Raw genomic sequence first — 18,758 nt, 5'->3', positions numbered from 1 at the left:
CGACGAAGACCTCGAGGCACGTCCTCCGGTTGTCACCGTTATGGGCCACGTTGACCACGGTAAAACCCGCCTGCTCGATGCCATCCGCAAGTCCGACGTTATGGCGGGCGAGCACGGCGGCATTACGCAGCACATCGGTGCTTACCAGGTCACGCACACCCACGAAGACATCGATCGTAAGATCACCTTCATCGATACTCCGGGCCACGAAGCGTTCACCGCCATGCGTGCCCGTGGTGCGAAGGTCACCGACATCGCCATCCTGGTGGTCGCAGCGGACGACGGCGTAATGCCGCAGACCGTTGAGGCACTCAACCACGCGCAGGCAGCAAATGTGCCGATCGTGGTGGCTGTGAACAAGATCGATAAGGAAGGCGCCAACCCGGAGAAGGTCCGCGGCCAGCTGACCGAGTACGGCCTGGTTCCCGAAGAATACGGTGGCGACACCATGTTCGTGGAGGTCTCTGCCCGCCAGAACCTCAACATTGACGAGCTGCTCGAGGCCGTCCTGCTCACCGCGGACGCTGCCCTGGACATGCGCGCCAACCCGAACAAGGACGCCCGCGGTATCGCGATCGAAGCCAACCTGGACAAGGGCCGCGGTTCCGTGGCCACCGTCCTGGTGCAGTCCGGCACCCTGCGTGTCGGTGACACGATCGTGGCCGGTACGGCTCACGGCCGCGTCCGCGCCATGTTCGACGACGACGGCAGTGTCCTGACCGAGGCCGGCCCGTCCCGCCCCGTGCAGGTTCTGGGTCTGTCCAACGTGCCGCGCGCCGGCGACACCTTCTTTGTGACCGCTGACGAGCGCACCGCCCGCCAGATCGCCGAGAAGCGTGAAGCAGCCGACCGCAACGCCGCCCTCGCCAAGCGCCGCAAGCGCATCAGCCTGGAAGACTTCGACCAGGCCGTGGCCGACGGCAAGATCGACACCCTCAACCTCATCCTCAAGGGTGACGTGTCCGGTGCCGTGGAAGCCCTGGAAGACGCACTGCTCAAGATCGACGTCGGCGAAGGCGTGCAGCTGCGCGTCATCCACCGCGGCGTTGGTGCCATCACGCAGAACGACGTCAACCTGGCAACGGTCGACAGCGCCGTTATCATCGGCTTCAACGTCAAGCCTGCCGAGCGGGTTGCCGAACTGGCAGACCGCGAAGGCGTGGACATGCGCTTCTACTCCGTCATCTACGCAGCAATCGATGACATCGAGATGGCCCTCAAGGGCATGCTCAAGCCGGAGTACGAAGAGGTCCAGCTGGGCACCGCCGAGGTCCGCGAAGTCTTCCGCTCTTCCAAGTTCGGAAACATCGCCGGTTCCATCGTTCGCTCGGGCATCATCCGACGCAACACGAAGGCCCGCATCAGCCGCGACGGCAAGATCATCGGTGAGAACCTCACCGTTGAGACGCTCAAGCGCTTCAAGGACGACGCCACTGAGGTCCGCACGGACTTCGAGTGTGGTATCGGTCTTGGTTCGTTCAACGACATCACCGAGGGCGACATCATCGAGACCTTCGAGATGCGCGAAAAGCCGCGCGTCTAAGGTTCGTTGCTTTCGCCGGTGGGGCCGCTGGGATTTTTCCGGCGGCCCCGCCCCTTCGCTGGGTGGCCAACGTCTTACGACGTCGGCCACCCAGCTCCGATAGGCCCGATGCCACTCCTTGGCCGCCGGAAAAAATCCCAACGGCGTCCGTCGTAGACTCGCCTTAGGTGCGTGGCATCAAAACCCAACAGTTGTGCGGGCACCGTTCCGGCGCCGTCGTACATCCCAAATTTTTAGGAGTGGAAATGGCTGATCCCGCACGGGCTGCCAAGTTGGCGCAGCGGATTAAGGTTGTTGTTGCTGAGGCCTTGGGCCGGAAGGTTAAGGATCCTCGGCTGGAGGGCATTACTGTTACCGATGCCCGGGTGACCAATGATCTGCAGCATGCCACGATCTACTACACCGTTTTCGGCGACCAGGCTGTGCAGGCCGATGCTGCCAAAGGCCTGGAGAAGGCCAAGGGTGTGCTCCGCCAGGAGGTGGGGCGCAACGTGACTGTCCGCCTGACGCCGACGCTGGAATTTGTGGCGGACCAGATCCCCGTCGTTGCCTCAAACCTGGAGGACCTGCTCCGGGCCGCCAAGAAGCGCGACGCCGAGGTGGCTGCGCTGGCCGAAAACGCCAAGCACGCCGGCGAGGCCGATCCGTACAAGAGCGACATTCCCGCCGATGTGGAGATCGATGAGGACGACTTCGACGAAGAGGATATTGACCTCACCGACGACGAAGACCTCGACGAAGACGCCAACAAGTAACTTCATACGAAGAAGGCCCGGACCCGAAGTTGGGGTCCGGGTCTTTTTCGTCTGCGGGATGTTTCCGGAGTTTCCTACCGGATACTGGCCTTGAGGACCGTTCCAGCGGTGAGGTCAGCGAAGCTGAAGCCGGCTGTGGCATAGAGGGTTTTCCCTCTCAGTTCCACCGCGGCAGGACCGTCGACGGCCAGGAACTGTGACTGTTCGCGGGTCCAGGCGTCGATCCTGACGATCTCATTGCCGAACATCGACGCTGCGTAGACGTCCCCGCTGCCGGATACGGCGATGCCCGTGGGGCTCAGGATCTCATCGGCCCACAGGTGGATCGCCCCGGTCCATGGATTGACCCGGAAGATGGCGCCGCGGTGGCCCAGGGAAGGATCCTCCGGACCGCCCGGCAGCGACGAGACGTACAGCCAGCCGTCGGGGCCGATCTCTACATCGGTGGGCACCGGTTCAAATGCGTAGTCGTGTCCGACAACGCAGGACGGGAAGCCAACAGCCGCGGCAGCCTCTGCAGTGGCTTCCGCCGGACGCGGAGGCAGGACCGCGAGGGTGGAAGTCTCCCCGGTGGCGGCGTTGACCTTGAGGATGGCATTCATCCCGGCGTCGGCCACGAAGACGGTATTGCCGTCAACCGCTGTGGCATAGGGGTGTGAATCGACCGCCCCGGAGTATTGTGCCGGCGGGAACGGGGCCGTAATTTGGGCCAGGCACTCGTCGGTCACGTCGGACCCGAAGCCGTAGTCCTGGAATCCGTCCGGGTTGTTCTGACGCTCGTAGGTCGCGAGGTCCACAATGGTCCTGACCTCCCCGCGCCTGTCGATTGACTTCAAATAACCGGCCAGCGCTGTGGGATCTCCGCCGCCTCCCCCGACGCTTTCGACGAAAAACGTCGTCGTGCCCCGTGTCTCAACACCGCCAACGTCCCAGCCCGCATTCGTGTAAACGTTTGTCGTTTGCCCGTCATCCTCGACGCGGTCCAGCGTGCCCGCAAAGTTCTGCGTGACGAGGACGCTCTTGCCAGGACCCAAGGCCAGGCTCAACGGCGTCATCAGGTGCTCCGCCAGGGTTTCGGGTCCGGACGGTTTCGGCGTAGCCGTGGCGGGCGCGACGGGGATGATCATCGCCGCTGCTGCCATGCACGCGACGATCGGAAACTTCTTGTTCATTGGATCCTCCGGAGTTGACGTGCACCCCGTCGCCGGGGCCTGGCCTGAGACCAAGTCAAAGCGATCCGAACTGCCCCCGGCGCTAGGTTAGTCCCGCGAAAGCAATGACGTCGACAGCATTTCCCCCTAATGTGCCCCCTATTTTGAACCGAAAACCTGGGTCATGGCTAGGATCTAGTTATGACGCAGGCGAGCGACAACCACGAGGCCACCCGATACCTGGAACAGGCCATTGAGCTGGCTGTCAGGAACGTCTCCGACGGCGGCGGGCCGTTCGGTGCGCTGGTGGTGACCCCGGATGGGCGGGTCCATGAAGGCATCAACCGGGTCACCCGGGACAACGACCCCACGGCCCATGCCGAGGTGGTGGCAATCCGCACTGCGGCGGCCGCAGGCGCCACGTTCGACCTGAGCGGCGCCGTGCTCTACACCAGCTGCGAGCCGTGCCCGCTGTGCCTGTCAGCCGCGCTGTGGGCGCGGATTGATCGCGTCTATTTTGCGGCCGACCGCCATGGTGCAGCCGCGGCCGGTTTCGACGACGCCGTGTTCTACGAGTATTTCAACGGCACCCGTCCGGAACTTCTGCCTGTCGCCCATACCGCCATTCCGGCGTCGGACGCTCCGTTTGACGCGTGGCGTAGCAACGCGGGGCGAAAGAGATACTGAGCCGCTCGTTATGGAAACTGGACTGATCAAATGCCCGACCTGTGGAAAGACCAATCGCGTCCCGGCCGCCGCGTCCGGTCGGCCGCGGTGCGGAAACTGCAAGAAGGGCCTTCCCTGGATTACAGCCGCTGCGGACGATGACTTCGCGGTGGTGGCCGAGCAGTCGCCGGTTCCCGTGCTGGTTGACTTCTGGGCAGAATGGTGTGGCCCGTGTCGGATGGTGAGTCCGGTTCTGGACACGTTGGCCACTGAACGGGCCGGCCGGATCAAGCTGGTCAAGGTTGACGTTGACCAGTCCCCGCGACTATCCAGCCGGTTCGATATCCAGGCCATCCCCACATTGATGATCATCGACGGTGGAAGGGTACTGGCCAGACAGGCCGGGGCGGCACCTGCTGCGGTGTTACGGTCCTGGGTGGACGGCGTGCTGGGCGCCAGCCCCGCCTAGGCTTCCGGGATTACCCGACCCGCTTCGGCAGCCTGCCGATACCCTCCACCAAGTCGTTGCGGGTACCGCACAGCGCGATCCGTACCCAGCCCTCGCCGATCGAGCCAAAGGCAGTTCCCGGCGCAAGCGCAACGCCGGAATCGGCCAGGAACCGTCGGGTCCAGCTGCGGACGTCCCCGTCGCTGACATGGGAGACGTTGGCCCACAGATAGAAGGCTCCCTGTGCACTCAGGTACGGGATTCCCTTGGCCTCCAGTACTGCTGAGGCCGCGTCCCGGTTGGCCCGGTAGTGGTCATGGGCGTGGCGGACGTAGTCCTGCGGGCCGGTCAGTGCCGCGAGCGCTGCATACTGCGACGGCGAGGCAACGCAGGAGACAATCGCTTCCATCACGTTGTTCATCTTCTGCTCCAGCCCCGGCGGACAAACCAGGGCGCCGATCCTCAGGCCGGTGAGGCCGTACGTCTTCGAGAGAGTCAGTGACGTGAACACGCGCGCCTCGCCGGGCACGTCGCTGTCGAACCTGGCCGGGCTGACGTGGGGAACGTCGTAAGTGAAGGCCTCGTAGCATTCGTCGGAAATGATCCAGAGATCGCGCTTGCGGGCCAGGTCCACAAGTTGCCGGGTCAGGTCCTCGCCGAGGACGGCGCCCAGCGGGTTGGACGGGGAATTCAGGATGAGCACCCGGGTCCGGTCCGTGATGAGCGCTTCAATGTCCTGGATCCGCGGCTGGAAGTCATGCTCGGGATACAGCGGGTAGCCCACCGGCACGGCATTCAGGAGCCGGCTGGTCATGGCAAATGTGGGGTAGCCGGGGTTGGGAATCAGGATCTCGTCGCCGGGGGAGAGCAGGAGGCTCATGGCGAAGTGCAGGCCCTGTTGCGCTCCGTCCACCACGTAGACGCGCTCGGCACCGAGGCTGGTGTTGAGTCCGGCGCGTTCACGGAACCGGGTGGCGAACGCTTCACGGAGGGCCGGGATGCCGGCGTTGGGGGTGTAGTTCGTTTCGTCCCGGTCGAGGCACGCTATGCCGGCTTCCAGGATGTGGCGGGGGAGCGCGAAGCCCGGCTCGCCGATGCTCAGGACGATGGCCCCGGGAGTATGCCAGGCGGCCTCGGTGATTTCGCGGATCTGGTTGACGGGGACGTCGCGCGCGTGCGCCGCAAGCTCAGGCATGGATGCCATCCTAGCCGCCACCCGCGCACCTGGGCGGGGACCGTCGCCAGCGCCGATATACTGGGAAGCGTGCTTTCTGGACTGGTGATAGTGGACAAACCGCAGGGATGGACCAGCCATGATGTGGTTGGTCGGATGCGGCGTCTCGCCGGGACCCGGAAAGTGGGGCACGCCGGCACCCTTGATCCCATGGCTACCGGCGTCCTGGTGGTCGGCATCAACAAGGCCACCCGGCTCCTGACCTACATCGTGGGCACGTCCAAGACGTACACGGCAACCATCCGGCTGGGCCAGTCCACCATCACGGACGACGCCGAAGGTGACCTGATTGCCGCCGTCAGCGCCGCCGCCGTCGCCGATGAAGCAATTCACGACGGCGTCGCCGCCCTCACGGGTGAAATCCAGCAGGTGCCCAGCAGCGTCAGCGCCATTAAAGTCAACGGTGAACGCGCCTACGCCCGGGTCCGCTCCGGTGAAGAGGTAAAGCTCGCGGCGCGCCCGGTCACCATCCACCGTTTCGAAGTTCACGCCATCAACCGGGAAGCGGGCGGCGACGTCGTGGACATTGATGTCACCGTTGAGTGCTCATCCGGTACGTATATCCGCGCCCTCGCCCGTGACCTCGGCGACGGACTGGGAGTGGGCGGCCACCTGACCGCCCTCCGCCGGACCCACGTTGGCCCCTACTCGCTGGACCAGGCCCGGACGTTGGAACAGCTGGCCGAGGAGCTGAATGTCCTGGAGATGTCCCAGGCTGCCCGGGCACTGATGCCCAACCGCGAACTCACAGCCGAGGAGGCCACCGAGATTTCCTTCGGACGCCGGATCGCAGCGGGATCGGAAGCAGGAGATCCCGCGGCTGCCACCACCGAGCACCCCGCGGCAGCGTTCGCGCCGGACGGCAGCCTCGTGGCGCTCCTGGCGGACTCCGGAAACTTTGCCAAGCCTGTCCTGGTATTCGCGCCGGGCAACGGTGCGTCCGAAAAAAATGCGCCCCGGAATGCTGTGCCCCAGAATGCTGTGCCCCAGAATGCTGTGCCCGAAGATGCTGCGGGCGGGGACACCTAGGCATGGACGCCTATTTCTACATCATCCTGGTGGTCGGCCTGCTCTCCAGCGGAATCTGCCTCGGTGCCGGCATCCTGAAAAAAGCCCCCAACGACCTCACCATCCTGTCCGTTGCCGCCGTCGAGCTGGCATTGGTGGTTTACCTGGTGGGTTCGATCGTGCGGGTGATCGCGGGCGAACCGATTGCCGGGGAAGCCTGGGAATTCTGGGGATACCTGGCCACGGCGATGCTCCTGCCGCCGGCAGCCGTGTACTGGTCCATCCTGGAACGGACCCGCTGGAGCAACTTTGTCCTCGCCGCCGTCGGTGTCACAGCCTTGGTGATGGCCGCCCGCATGAACCAGATCTGGTACTGAAATGGAAGAAGCACGCAACGTGAAAGCACCTCGTTCCGAAGCCGCCCGGGCCAAGGCAGATGCCAAGGCCGGCGTCAAGGACACTCGGAACACCGGCCCCGGACGCCTGCTCATCGCCGTCTATGCAGTGTTTGCCATTTCGGCCACCGCACGCGCCGGTTACCAGATCCTGACCAAGTTCTCCGAAGCCCCGCTCGCCTACCTGCTTTCCGCGTTCGCCGCGCTGGTCTACGTGGTGGCAACGGTGTCCCTGGCCAAGCCCGGCCGCACCTGGTTCAAGATCTCGCTGGCCGCCGTCCTGGTGGAGCTCGTCGGAGTGCTGGTGGTGGGGGCGTTGAGCGTGTTTGATTCTGTGGCGTTCCCGCATGAGACCGTCTGGTCCCTTTTTGGCCGGGGGTACGCGTTTATTCCGCTGCTGCTGCCTGTCCTGGGTCTGGTGTGGCTGTACCGGCGCCGGCCGAACCAACAGTAGACCGCACCAGCAGCAAACAGCACCAGCGATCGGCCTCCGCGGTCGGGCCTCCGGACACGTCCGCGCGTGCCATCCAGTTGGCCCGGCGCCGTCCGGCAGCAGTACTGATTGCGGGTAATCTTAGAGAGTTCCGGCGCCGGTGCGTTCGGAGAGATGTCAGTTTTAGGCAGTAAAAGGCGAGGGTGATGGTCTACATCTGGAACGATCCGTCCGAGGTCCCGGCGGACTTTGGTCCCTCCGTTGTCACTTTTGGCAACTTCGACGGCGTCCATCGCGGGCACCAGCAAGTGCTTTCCGAGCTAATCCGCTCGGCCCGCTTCAACGGGACGAAGGCCGTTGCCGTCACCTTTGACCCGCACCCGGCCCTGATCCACCGCCCGGAGTCCGCGCCCGAAATGATCATGGGCCTGCAGGACAAACTGGTGGCGCTGGGGGAGCTGGGCCTGGATGCCATTTTGGTGATGAAGTACTCGCTGAACCTGGCCAGCCTCACCCCTGAGGAATTTGTGGGCCAGGTCCTGGTGGACAGCCTGCATGCCAGCCACGTGGTGATCGGACACGATTCCCGGTTCGGCCGCGGCAACTCCGGTGACCTTAACACCATGAAGCAGCTGGGCGAAAAGTTCGACTTCGACGTCCAGGTCATCAGCGAATTCGGTTCGGAAGGCTACCCGCTGCATGACGACGACGGCACCGACCGCCGCTGCTCCTCCACCTGGGTGCGTGAAGCATTGCAGGAAGGCGACGTCGCCACCGCCGCAGCGGTGCTGGGACGGCCCCACCGTATGCGCGGCGAGGTTGTCCACGGTGCTGCCCGCGGCCGCGTACTCGGGTTCCCCACCGCAAACCTTGCCCACGAGGCCACCGGGTTCATCCCCGCGGACGGCATCTACGCCGGCTGGCTGGTGGACCAGGCCGGCACTCGCTGGCCGGCGGCCATCTCGGTGGGGTCCAATCCCACGTTCGACGGCGTCAGCCGCCAGGTCGAAGCCCATGTGATTGACCGTCCGCACGAGGCCGTGGAGGATTTCGATCTGTACGGCCAGACAGTAGTGGTCGAATTTGTGGCCCGGCTCCGCGGCATGGTGGCATACCGTGGGCCGGAGGCGCTTGTTGACCAGATGCGTCTGGACGTTATTCAGGCCCACGATCTCCTGGTGCGGCGCTGACCCGGTCCCACCCGCACCAAACACCCAGAGAGGCAGCACCGTGGCCGTCGAGAAGAACACCCGCAAACTGGACAAAGGCATAGTCCGCGATTTCAGTTCCCGGATGAGCTACGCGTCCTACCTCCAGCTGCCCACCCTGCTCAGTGCACAGCAGCCGGTCAGCACACCCGAACACCACGACGAGATGCTGTTCATCATCCAGCACCAGACCACCGAGCTGTGGCTCAAGCTGGTCCTGCACGAGCTCCGCAGCGCCGCGGCCTGGCTGCGCACAGACGATCTCGGCTCCGCGCTCAAGGGCATCGCCCGGGTCAAGCACATCCAGAAAACCCTGACGGAGCAGTGGTCCGTGCTGGCCACGCTGACACCCACGGAGTACTCCCAGTTCCGCGGGTTCCTGGGCAACTCCTCCGGATTCCAGTCCAGCCAATACCGGGCCGTGGAGTTTATCCTCGGCAACAAAAACCGAAAAATGCTGCCGGTCTTCGAATCTGACCCGGACGCGCACGCCATGCTGGAGGACGTGCTTAAGGCGCCCAGCATCTACGACGAGTTCCTGGCCTACCTGGCCCGGCAGGGCTTCGACGTGCCACAGTCCGTCCTGGAGCGGGACGTCACCCGTGCCCACGAGTTCTGCCCTGAGCTGGTGCCGCTGTTCAAGCACATCTACGAAAACGCCGCCGCTAACTGGGGTGCCTACGAGGCGTGCGAGGAACTGGTGGACCTGGAAGATAATTTCCAGCTCTGGCGGTTCCGGCACCTGCGAACCGTCCAGCGGACCATCGGGATGAAAGCCGGAACCGGGGGATCCAGCGGCGCTGCCTTCCTGCAAAAGGCCCTTGAGCTTACTTTCTTCCCGGAACTGTTCGCGGTACGAACGGAGATCGGCCAGTGAGCAGCGCAAGGGACACGAACATGGAGAACCACGACGCCGCCGCCCTCCTTGAGCAGGCCGCGCAACTGGATGCAGGCGACCCGTTGGCGCGCTACCGCGGCCTCTTCATCGGGACGGACACCGCCCTTTCCTACCTCGACGGCAATTCCCTGGGGCGCCCGCTGAAGCGGACACAGCGGGACATCAGCACCTTTATCGGGGAAGGCTGGGGCGGCCGGCTCATCCGTGGCTGGGATGAGGAATGGCTGGACCTGCCCCAGACCATCGGCGATCAGCTGGGCCGCGCTGTCCTCGGCGCAGCCCCGGGCCAGACCGTCATCGCCGACTCCACCACGGTGGTGCTCTACAAGCTGATCCGCGCCGCGCTGGCCACCGTGTCTGACCCGGCCCGCACAGAGATTGTCCTGGACACGGATAACTTCCCCACGGACCGCTACCTGGTCGAGGGCATCGCCCGTGAGGAAGGACTCACCCTGCGGTGGATCGAAGCGGATCCGGCGTCCGGCGTCACCGTCGAACAGGTGCGGCACGCAACCGGCCCGGCCACCGCCGTCGTACTTTTGAGCCACGTGGCCTACCGCTCAGGCTTCCTGGCCGACCTTCCGGGCATCACGGAAGTTGCACACAGCGCGGGGGCGCTGGTGGTCTGGGACCTGTGCCACTCCGCCGGATCCGTGGAGCTGGACCTGGACGGGGCAAACGTGGATTTTGCCGCGGGCTGCACCTACAAGTACCTCAACGGAGGACCGGGCTCGCCGGCGTTCGCCTACGTCAATCGTAGGCACCTGTCCGGTCTGAAGCAGCCGATCTGGGGCTGGATGGGACGCAAGGACGCGTTCGAGATGGCCGCAGGCTACGAGCCGGCGCCCGGTATCCGGAGTTTCCTCAGCGGCACTCCGGCCATCTTCGGGATGTTGGCCATGCGCGGCACCCTGGACCTCATCGAAGAGGCCGGCATGGCTGCCATCCGGGAGAAGTCCCTGAAACTCACAGCCTTCGCCGTTCAGCTGTTTGAGGCATGGCTGGAACCGGCGGGCGTCGAGCTGGCATCGCCGCGCGATCCGGAGCTTCGCGGGAGCCACATCACCCTGGACCATCCGGCGTTCAGGAACGTGACGGCGGCGCTGTGGGAACAGGACGTCATCCCGGACTTCCGCGCACCCCACGGGATCCGCGTGGGGCTGTCGCCCTTGAGCACCAGCTTCGCGGAGCTGTTCCGGGGGATGGCCGCCATTCGGGATCAGCTGCGTCGCTGAGGCGGTGCCTTTTGCCTGACTGCTGGCCGACGGCTGTTGGTGACGGCAGGAACTGCCTGGCGGCGGCTGTTTCGACAAGATTGCGGCGGGGCCGGTAAACTAACAGATGGATCCGGCTGCAGTCCGTGGCGGCTGGTTCCTGCCATGTGTGGAAAGTCCCTGGTTTCCGGGGGATTTCCGCGCGGGCAGACCCGGCAGTGAAGTACTGAATCGGGCCTCACGGCACATCTCTAGGAGTTATTGTGGCACTTGACGCCGCTGTAAAGCAGTCCATCATTCAGGATTTCGCAACGTCCGAGGGCGACACCGGTTCGCCGGAGGTCCAGGTTGCAGTCCTGACTCAGCGGATCAAGGATCTGACTGAGCACATGAAGGTGCACAAGCACGATTACCACACCCAGCGCGGTCTGCTGGCAATGGTGGGTCGTCGCAAGCGTATGCTCACCTACCTCAAGAACACTGACATCACCCGCTACCGTGCGCTCATCGAGCGTCTCGGCCTGCGCCGCTAGTCAGCTTTAAGGGGCGGCCCCTTCCGTGACGGAAAGGGCCGCCTTCTTCAGAAGAAAATTAAACAGGAGGATCAACCGCATCACGCATTCGCGGTCCTCGGTAGTGATCCCCGGGAACGGCTTCGAAGAATGAAGCCCTCGGCCCGTGGGTCTCGATCGATGACCGGGTGCAGTGCAGGCCAGTAGACAGATGCTGGACTGGGTTGATGCGGCTGGACTCCGTGAAACAAGAAACGGAGGTGACTCTCTTGGAGGGTCCCGAAATCCAGTTCTCAGAAGCAGTCATTGACAATGGCCGCTTTGGCAAGCGTGTAATCCGCTTTGAAACCGGCCGTCTTGCCAAGCAGGCAGCCGGCGCAGCCATGGTGTACATCGACGAAGACACCGCGCTGCTGTCCGCCACCACCGCAGGCAAGCACCCGCGCGAAGGTTTCGACTTCTTCCCGCTGACGGTTGACGTTGAAGAGCGCATGTACGCCGCCGGCCGTATCCCGGGCTCGTTCTTCCGCCGTGAAGGCCGCCCGTCCACCGAGGCCATCCTGGCCTGCCGCCTCATGGACCGCCCGCTGCGTCCGGCCTTCGTCAAGGGCCTGCGCAACGAGGTCCAGATCGTGGTGACCGTCCTGGCCATCAACCCTGACGAGCTTTACGACGTGGTGGCCATCAACGCCTCCTCCATGTCCACCCAGCTCTCGGGCCTGCCGTTCTCCGGCCCGATCGGCGGCGTCCGCGTTGCCCTCGTCGCCGACGAGCAGGGTTCGCAGTGGGTTGCTTTCCCCAAGCACTCCCAGCTCGAGAACTCCGTGTTCAACATGGTTGTAGCCGGCCGCGTTGCCGGTGACGACGTCGCCATCATGATGGTCGAAGCCGAAGCAACCGACAACTCCTGGAACCTCATCAAGGAACAGGGCGCAACTGCTCCCACCGAAGAGGTTGTCTCCGAGGGCCTCGAGGCTGCCAAGCCGTTCATCAAGGCACTCTGCGAGGCCCAGGCGGACCTGGCTGCACGCGCTGCCAAGCCCACCGTTGAGTTCCCGGTCTTCCTGGACTACCAGGATGACGTCTACGCCGCTGTTGAGTCCGCTGCCGCTGAGAAGCTGGCCGCTATCTTCCAGATCGCCGACAAGCAGGAACGCGACGTTGCAACGGATGCGCTCAAGGACGAAGTCACTTCTTCCCTGGCCGGCCAGTTCGAAGGCCGCGACAAGGAGCTGTCCGCAGCATTCCGCTCGGTTACCAAGCAGGTTGTGCGCCAGCGCATCCTCAAGGACCAGATCCGCATTGACGGCCGTGGCCTGACGGACATCCGCCAGCTCACCGCCGAGGTTGAGGTTCTGCCCCGTGTGCACGGCTCGGCAATCTTCGAGCGCGGCGAAACCCAGATCATGGGTGTCACCACGCTGAACATGCTCAAGATGGAACAGCAGATCGATTCGCTGTCGCCCGTCACGCGCAAGCGCTACATGCACAACTACAACTTCCCGCCGTACTCCACCGGCGAGACCGGCCGCGTGGGTTCGCCCAAGCGCCGCGAAATCGGCCACGGCGCCCTCGCCGAGCGCGCCATCATGCCGGTGCTGCCGTCCCGCGAGGAATTCCCCTACGCGATCCGCCAGGTGTCTGAGGCTCTCAGCTCCAACGGTTCGACGTCGATGGGTTCCGTCTGCGCTTCGACGCTGTCCCTGCTCAATGCAGGTGTGCCGCTGAAGGCAGCTGTTGCAGGTATCGCCATGGGCCTGGTCTCCGACCAGGTTGACGGCCAGACCCGTTACGCAGCCCTGACCGATATCCTCGGCGCCGAAGATGCTTTCGGCGACATGGACTTCAAGGTTGCCGGCACCGCCGAATTCGTTACGGCCATCCAGCTGGACACGAAGCTCGACGGCATCCCCGCTTCCGTGCTGGCAGCAGCGCTGAAGCAGGCCCGCGAAGCCCGACTGCACATCCTGGACGTCCTGAACTCCGCGATCGACACACCGGATGAGCTCTCCGAGTTCGCGCCGCGCGTCATCGCGGTCAAGATCCCGGTTGACAAGATCGGCGAGGTCATTGGGCCCAAGGGCAAAATGATCAACCAGATCCAGGAAGACACCGGCGCCGACATCTCCATCGAGGACGACGGCACGGTCTACATTGGCGCCACCAACGGTCCGTCTGCTGACGCAGCACGCTCCGCCATCAACGCCATTGCCAACCCGCAGATCCCGGAAATCGGCGAGCGTTACCTGGGTACGGTCGTCAAGACCACCACCTTCGGTGCCTTCATTTCCCTGACTCCGGGCAAGGACGGCCTGCTGCACATCTCCGAGCTGCGCAAGCTGGCCAACGGCAAGCGCGTGGACAACGTGGATGACGTGGTTTCCGTCGGCCAGAAGATCCAGGTGGAAATCACCAAGATCGATGACCGTGGAAAGCTGTCGCTGTCCCCCGTGGTGGCTGAAGAAGAAGGCGCCGAGAGCGTTGACGCTTCCGCCGCAGAGGGCGCTGCCGAAGCGGAGTAGTCCACTGACGCGGAGTAGCATCTTCCTCCACACAGCATGAATCGGCGGGGCCGGTGGATGATCCACCGGCCCCGCCGCTGTTACGATGGCAGCCAGATCCGGCTGCCGCTCCCGAAAGGCTTCAATGACTGTTGTACCCCTGCCGCTTGAGCAGAACCAGCCCGGCGACACCCTGGTCCACGGCTCCGACGGCGGCTCCGTTGTCCGGCGTTCGGTGCTGCCGGGCGGCGTACGGGTGCTCACCGAAGCGATGCCGGGCCAGCGTTCGGCGACCATCGGTTTCTGGGTGGGCGTCGGGTCACGCGATGAAGCCCCGGGCCAGCACGGCTCCACGCACTTCCTGGAGCACCTTCTGTTCAAGGGGACCAAACGCCGCACTGCCCTGGAAATCGCCTCGGCCTTTGACGAGGTGGGCGGGGAGTCCAACGCAGCCACGGCCAAGGAGAGCACGTGCTATTTCGCGCGGGTGCTGGACACGGACCTGCCCATGGCCATCGACGTCATTGCCGACATGATCACCGGTGCCGTCCTGGATCCGGCCGAGATGGAGCAGGAGCGCGACGTCATCCTGGAGGAAATCGCCATGGACAGCGATGACCCCACGGACGTTGCGCATGAAAACTTTGTGGCTGCCGTCCTGGGCACCCACCCGCTGGGCCGCCCTATCGGCGGTACGCCCGCCGCGATCCGCGCCGTCGCCCGCGACTCCGTCTGGGAGCACTACCGCCGTTACTACCGCCCGGATGAGCTGGTCATCACCGCCGCCGGGGGCCTGGAGCACGACGTCGTCTGCAGCCTTGTGGTGGACGCCCTCCACACTGCCGGGTGGTCACTTGAGCCGGATGCCGCCCCCGTGGATCGCCGCTCCACCGAGCGGGCGGACATCACCGGCACAGCCGGGCTGCATGTGGTCAAGCGTGCGGTGGAACAGGCGAACATCATCATGGGCTGCCCCACGATTGTGGCCACCGATGAACGCCGCTACGTCATGAGCGTCCTCAACGCCGTCCTGGGCGGCGGGATGTCTTCGCGGCTGTTCCAGGAAATCCGCGAAAAGCGTGGCCTGGTGTACTCCACGTACTCCTTTGCCTCCTCCTACGCGGACGCCGGCTACTTCGGGATGTACGCAGGCTGCACACCATCCAAGGTCCGCCAGGTGCTGGACCTGCTGGGGCTCGAGCTGGACAAGCTTGCCGAAGGCGGCATCTCCGACGACGAACTGCGCAAGGCCGTGGGGCAGCTGTGCGGTGGAATTGTCCTGGCACTGGAGGACACGGGTTCCCGCATGTCCCGCCTGGGCCGCGCTGAACTCGTGTCCGGCGAATACCAGGACATCGACGAGACCCTCCGCCAGATCAAGGCGGTCACCGCGCAGGAGGTCCAGGAGCTTGCCAGGGAACTGGCAGCCGCCCCGCGGACTGTCACCGTGGTGGGCCCATTCGAGGAGACCGAAACCTTCGGTCTCTGACCGGCAGGCCTGCGCCCGCCATAATGAACCTATGAACTTTCCGCAGCCGGGCACGGTGCACGCCGTCCTGGAGAACTTCCTGGGCCATTGGCGCGGCACCACCCGGCTGAACGCTTCGGCCTGGGGGCCCAAGCGCACGGCCTCGGCGGAAATCAGTTATACCAGGGCTGCCGGAGGCTACGCCGTCGTGCAAAGTTACAGACACACCGAAGCCGATGGCACGCACTTTGAAGGCCACGGCGTTTTTACTGTCGACCCTGACCACAACGACATCCTCTGGTACCACGTGGACAGCATGGGCATGCCGCCGGGAGCCCCGGCCCGCTGCACGTGGGTGGACGGTGTGCTGCGCGTCGAGCGCCACAGCGACCGGGGGACTGCCCGCCATAGTTTCCGGGTGGACAACGACGTGCTGATCCACACCGCCGAGTTGCGCCTCGGCGAGGGGCAGGACTTTGTCCCTTTCATGACCTCCGAGTGCCGCCGCGTCTGACCCCATCCCGACCCCTGAGTCCCACCTGCCGCGCGAACGGACACTTGGGGCCCGTGCAGAATTCCGACCGTCAGCCGGCTGATTCCAGAATCCTTGTCCGCGGAGCGCCGTTCAAGGCTGGCGCCGCGGAAGACGAATTCCACACTTTACTTTTCAGGTTCGCCAGCAATTGCTCAGCCTGGCCACGCTCGTTGAAATCAAGTTCCACCACCACGTAGTGGGAATCATCCACAGGCCGGGAAATCCGGTGGCCGACGACTCCGGAGGCAGCACGGTCCACCGGATCCCGGTCGAAGGCCGCTTTCCACATGCCAAAGTCTTTGATGCCATGTTCTATTTGCAGTGTGTACATTGCTGCTGCTCCTCAGTTGATCGCTGTGTTGCTTGCTTGCTTGCTTGCCGCCGTGCACCCAACCCATCAGCCCTCTGCTGGGATAGCCGCACTGTTTCGCTGCGTTGCGTAGTGTCACGGTAAGCCGCTGGCCGATGTGGCCGGTATCCCAGAAATCTGGGGTCTTGGTAGGAAGCACCGCCGCTGTCGACAGAGCGCATACTGGGGGAATGACCCCTGGCAGGCCCTGGAACCGGAGCCTTGAACGCATCCGGCTCCTTGGCGATTCCGCCCCGGATCACCACTCATTACGCACCGCTGTGCTCGCTGAGTTGGGCCGGGTGCTTCCGTTCAGTGCTTTCGTGTGGCCGCTCTCAGATCCGCTGACGGCGACGGGCATGTCGCCCATGGCCCGGATACCGTGCCCGGACGAGCTGCCGTTGCTGATCCGCCTCAAGTATCTGACGCCAGCAGGTCGGTGGACGCAGTTGGCGATCAGCCCGTCGCCGGTGACGACGCTGCTGCGCGAAACGGCCGGCGATCCATCACGGAGCCTGCTATGGGATGGCCTGATGAAGCGCTACGGAGTGTCCGATGTCCTGTTCGCAGTGCTGGCGGACAAACACGGCTGCTGGGGTTGGCTTGACCTCTGGCGAACCGATCCGGACGATCCGTTTAGTGCCGAGGAAGTGGGATACCTCGCTGCCGTCGTGCACGAAGTGACCCCCGCCCTTCGTCGTTCGATAGCCCGGCAATTTCTCCTGGAGGTGTCTGACGGACGCGACCCCGTAGGACACGAGGTGGTCCGTAAGCGGGCGTCAGCCATCGGCGAACGTCCTGGGCCGGACTTGCCTCAGCAGGCTGTGCTGACTCTGGATGCGGATATGGCGGTGGTGGGTGGAACCGCTTCGGTGGAGGAATGGCTTGGACTGCTCCAGGCCGGCCCGCGTCCCTTTCAACGCGTACCGGCCGAGGTCCTCAACGTCGCTGCCCAATTGCTGGCGCGTGAAGCGGGCGTGGATCGTCATCCTGCGTCCGCCCGTGTGCACATAGGGTCAGGCCAGTGGGCCCTCCTCCAGGCCAGCCGGATGGACTCCACCGGCACGGCGGCCATTCCGCCATTGGCCGTCACCATCCAGGCCTGTCCTCCGGAGGCAAGGCTTGACATGTTCGCCCGAAGCTTCGGGCTGACAACACGGCAGCGGCAATTGTTTGAGCTTGCAGCCAGCGGCGCTGACACTAACGCCATGGCTGCTGCCTTGGGGATCGGGGCGTATTCCGTCCAGGATCAGTTCAAGCAGATTTTCGAGACATGCGGCGTCCATAGCCGCGCGACGTTGTTGGCCCTGGCGATGGGAACGGCCCAGTAACCGAAACGCGATTCAGCTCCATTGAGCTCCACGCCGGTGGCAGGCTTGTGTCCAGGTCCAGGTTCAGGTCCAGCTCGAGTTCCAAGTCCAGATCCGCGTCCAAGACCGAACCGGTGCTGGTGCCGGCGCGGGGCATGGGGATGTTGGCTGGCCAGGTCGGTGGTTCCCAGTCGGGGTGTTCGCTTTGGTAGTGCCGTCCGGTGGGTGATATCCAGCCGGGTGGTTCATTCTTACTGGCGGTGGTGGGTTTCCAGGCTGTGGTGTGTCTGAGCCTGTGGTGTTTGCGGCAGGGTTGGCCGAGATTTGAAATGCCGGTGGTGCCGCCGTGGGCCCAGGCGAGGAGGTGGTCGGCTTCGTTGTCGAGGGAGTGGTTGCTGCAGCCGGGGAACGGGCATTTCCCGTCGCGCAACCGCAGCCATTGGCGTTGGGCTTTGGTGAGCCGGTAGCTGGTCCGCCCGATCTCGAGCGGTGCTCCGTCGCGGGGGTCTGTCAGGACGCGGTGGAAGGATTCGGCGCCGTCGGCGATCAAGTGGCGGGCCATGGAAGGTGGGATCGGCCCGTACCCGTCCAACATGGCCGGCTCGTCCGTGAGGCCCAGCAGCGAGAACATCGGGACGGTAACGAGGACCTGTGCCCGCGGTGACGGAACATGGTCATTCCCATTTATATCCCCGGCCGCATTATCTGTGGCACTCAGGAGACAGGTGGCGACGGTGTCGGCCCGGAGCTGACTGAGGTTCCGGCCCTCATGAGGCCCCTGCAACGCCCTGGCCGCAGAGGTGGTGCGGTCCCAGATCGCGGCCGCCTGGTCCGCGGGGAGGTACGCGGAGAGCCAGGCCATACCGTCCCGGTCCGGGGCATATTCCAGGCGCCGGTCCGCTGCGCTCTTGATGTGGCGTTTTTCGATGCTGACCGGGTGGTGGCGTTCCCGCCAGGTCCGGGCCTTGTGCCGGAACCTCCCGGGGATGAGCTCACCGGCCGGGCCGCGTGCCGGATTCACCACGTGAGGGTCCAGGAAATGCGCCTCCAACGCCGCCGCGCCCGGCCTGTCGAGGTTGGTGGTTTCATCGACCATGATCCGGGCGTGCTGCCACGAAATCGTCCCGGCC

Annotated in this window: 19 protein-coding genes; 15 read left to right on the top strand and 4 right to left on the bottom strand. The window is 64.5% G+C overall.

All coding sequences use genetic code 11. The features are described from left to right. Together infB and rbfA are read left to right on the top strand one after the other, a co-directional pair. On the top strand, positions 1 to 1,543 hold a 1,543-nt coding region (gene infB, locus V6M49_RS06960), incomplete at its 5' end, for a translation initiation factor IF-2 (RefSeq protein ID WP_332760658.1). A gap of 245 nt (positions 1,544 to 1,788) precedes the next feature. Continuing rightward, positions 1,789 to 2,298 carry a 30S ribosome-binding factor RbfA gene (rbfA, locus tag V6M49_RS06955; protein ID WP_104063111.1) on the top strand — a complete coding sequence of 170 codons (510 nt, stop codon included), beginning with the start codon at positions 1,789 to 1,791 and terminating at the stop codon, positions 2,296 to 2,298. Positions 2,299 to 2,372: 74 nt separating this feature from the next. Here the strand turns inward: rbfA and V6M49_RS06950 are convergent, their stop codons facing one another. Beyond that, on the bottom strand, positions 2,373 to 3,470 hold the full coding sequence (locus V6M49_RS06950; protein WP_332760657.1) for a ScyD/ScyE family protein: 1,098 nt from the start codon (positions 3,468 to 3,470) through the stop codon (positions 2,373 to 2,375). Between the two features lie 180 nt (positions 3,471 to 3,650). Here V6M49_RS06950 and V6M49_RS06945 point away from each other — a divergent pair, with 180 nt between their 5' ends. Further along, on the top strand, positions 3,651 to 4,136 hold the full coding sequence (locus V6M49_RS06945) for a nucleoside deaminase (protein WP_332760656.1): 486 nt from the start codon (positions 3,651 to 3,653) through the stop codon (positions 4,134 to 4,136). A 10-nt stretch (positions 4,137 to 4,146) separates the two neighbouring features. Further along, entirely contained in the window at positions 4,147 to 4,584 is a 438-nt protein-coding gene (gene trxA, locus V6M49_RS06940) for a thioredoxin (RefSeq protein WP_141140004.1), read from the top strand. A gap of 10 nt (positions 4,585 to 4,594) precedes the next feature. On the opposite strand, the gene V6M49_RS06935 is transcribed toward trxA, so the two are convergent. Further along, a complete protein-coding gene (locus V6M49_RS06935; protein WP_332760655.1) occupies positions 4,595 to 5,758 on the bottom strand; it encodes a pyridoxal phosphate-dependent aminotransferase in 1,164 nt (387 codons plus the stop codon). A 69-nt stretch (positions 5,759 to 5,827) separates the two neighbouring features. Here V6M49_RS06935 and truB point away from each other — a divergent pair, with 69 nt between their 5' ends. From truB to V6M49_RS06885, 10 genes are all read left to right on the top strand, one after another. Continuing rightward, entirely contained in the window at positions 5,828 to 6,826 is a 999-nt protein-coding gene (truB, locus tag V6M49_RS06930; RefSeq protein WP_332760654.1) for a tRNA pseudouridine(55) synthase TruB, read from the top strand. A gap of 2 nt (positions 6,827 to 6,828) precedes the next feature. Further along, entirely contained in the window at positions 6,829 to 7,182 is a 354-nt protein-coding gene (locus V6M49_RS06925; RefSeq protein WP_141140007.1) for a hypothetical protein, read from the top strand. A 1-nt stretch (position 7,183) separates the two neighbouring features. Further along, positions 7,184 to 7,654 carry a hypothetical protein gene (locus V6M49_RS06920; protein ID WP_141140008.1) on the top strand — a complete coding sequence of 157 codons (471 nt, stop codon included), beginning with the start codon at positions 7,184 to 7,186 and terminating at the stop codon, positions 7,652 to 7,654. Positions 7,655 to 7,839: 185 nt separating this feature from the next. Then, positions 7,840 to 8,823 (top strand): bifunctional riboflavin kinase/FAD synthetase, encoded by a 984-nt coding sequence (locus tag V6M49_RS06915; RefSeq protein WP_332760653.1) that lies wholly within the window; start codon positions 7,840 to 7,842, stop codon positions 8,821 to 8,823. A 40-nt stretch (positions 8,824 to 8,863) separates the two neighbouring features. Then, entirely contained in the window at positions 8,864 to 9,718 is an 855-nt protein-coding gene (gene kynA, locus V6M49_RS06910) for a tryptophan 2,3-dioxygenase (protein WP_332760652.1), read from the top strand. 20 nt (positions 9,719 to 9,738) lie between these two features. Continuing rightward, positions 9,739 to 10,974: a kynureninase gene (gene kynU, locus V6M49_RS06905; RefSeq protein ID WP_332760660.1), complete on the top strand. Its 1,236-nt coding sequence runs from the start codon at positions 9,739 to 9,741 to the stop codon at positions 10,972 to 10,974. Positions 10,975 to 11,216: 242 nt separating this feature from the next. Beyond that, a complete protein-coding gene (rpsO, locus tag V6M49_RS06900) occupies positions 11,217 to 11,486 on the top strand; it encodes a 30S ribosomal protein S15 (protein ID WP_056348417.1) in 270 nt (89 codons plus the stop codon). A gap of 248 nt (positions 11,487 to 11,734) precedes the next feature. Continuing rightward, a complete protein-coding gene (locus tag V6M49_RS06895) occupies positions 11,735 to 13,987 on the top strand; it encodes a polyribonucleotide nucleotidyltransferase (protein WP_332760659.1) in 2,253 nt (750 codons plus the stop codon). Between the two features lie 124 nt (positions 13,988 to 14,111). Continuing rightward, positions 14,112 to 15,455 carry a M16 family metallopeptidase gene (locus V6M49_RS06890; protein ID WP_056348420.1) on the top strand — a complete coding sequence of 448 codons (1,344 nt, stop codon included), beginning with the start codon at positions 14,112 to 14,114 and terminating at the stop codon, positions 15,453 to 15,455. Positions 15,456 to 15,486: 31 nt separating this feature from the next. Further along, positions 15,487 to 15,948, top strand: coding sequence for a DUF1579 family protein (locus V6M49_RS06885; protein WP_332760651.1), 462 nt, complete (start codon positions 15,487 to 15,489; stop codon positions 15,946 to 15,948). Between the two features lie 70 nt (positions 15,949 to 16,018). On the opposite strand, the gene V6M49_RS06880 is transcribed toward V6M49_RS06885, so the two are convergent. Beyond that, the gene (locus V6M49_RS06880) at positions 16,019 to 16,300 is read right to left on the bottom strand and encodes a hypothetical protein (RefSeq protein ID WP_332760650.1); all 282 of its coding nucleotides are present in this window, start codon (positions 16,298 to 16,300) and stop codon (positions 16,019 to 16,021) included. A gap of 209 nt (positions 16,301 to 16,509) precedes the next feature. Here V6M49_RS06880 and V6M49_RS06875 point away from each other — a divergent pair, with 209 nt between their 5' ends. After that, positions 16,510 to 17,649: a helix-turn-helix transcriptional regulator gene (locus V6M49_RS06875; RefSeq protein ID WP_332760649.1), complete on the top strand. Its 1,140-nt coding sequence runs from the start codon at positions 16,510 to 16,512 to the stop codon at positions 17,647 to 17,649. Here V6M49_RS06875 and V6M49_RS06870 read toward each other — a convergent pair. Beyond that, on the bottom strand, positions 17,573 to 18,758 hold a 1,186-nt coding region (locus tag V6M49_RS06870), incomplete at its 5' end, for an HNH endonuclease signature motif containing protein (RefSeq protein ID WP_332760648.1). The genes V6M49_RS06875 and V6M49_RS06870 overlap by 77 nt on opposite strands.

It is taken from the genome of Pseudarthrobacter sp. (genome assembly GCF_036675385.1).
Classification (GTDB): domain Bacteria; phylum Actinomycetota; class Actinomycetes; order Actinomycetales; family Micrococcaceae; genus Arthrobacter.
The sequence above is the reverse complement of the archived record's forward strand: the minus strand, read 5'-3'. Positions and strand labels throughout refer to the sequence as shown.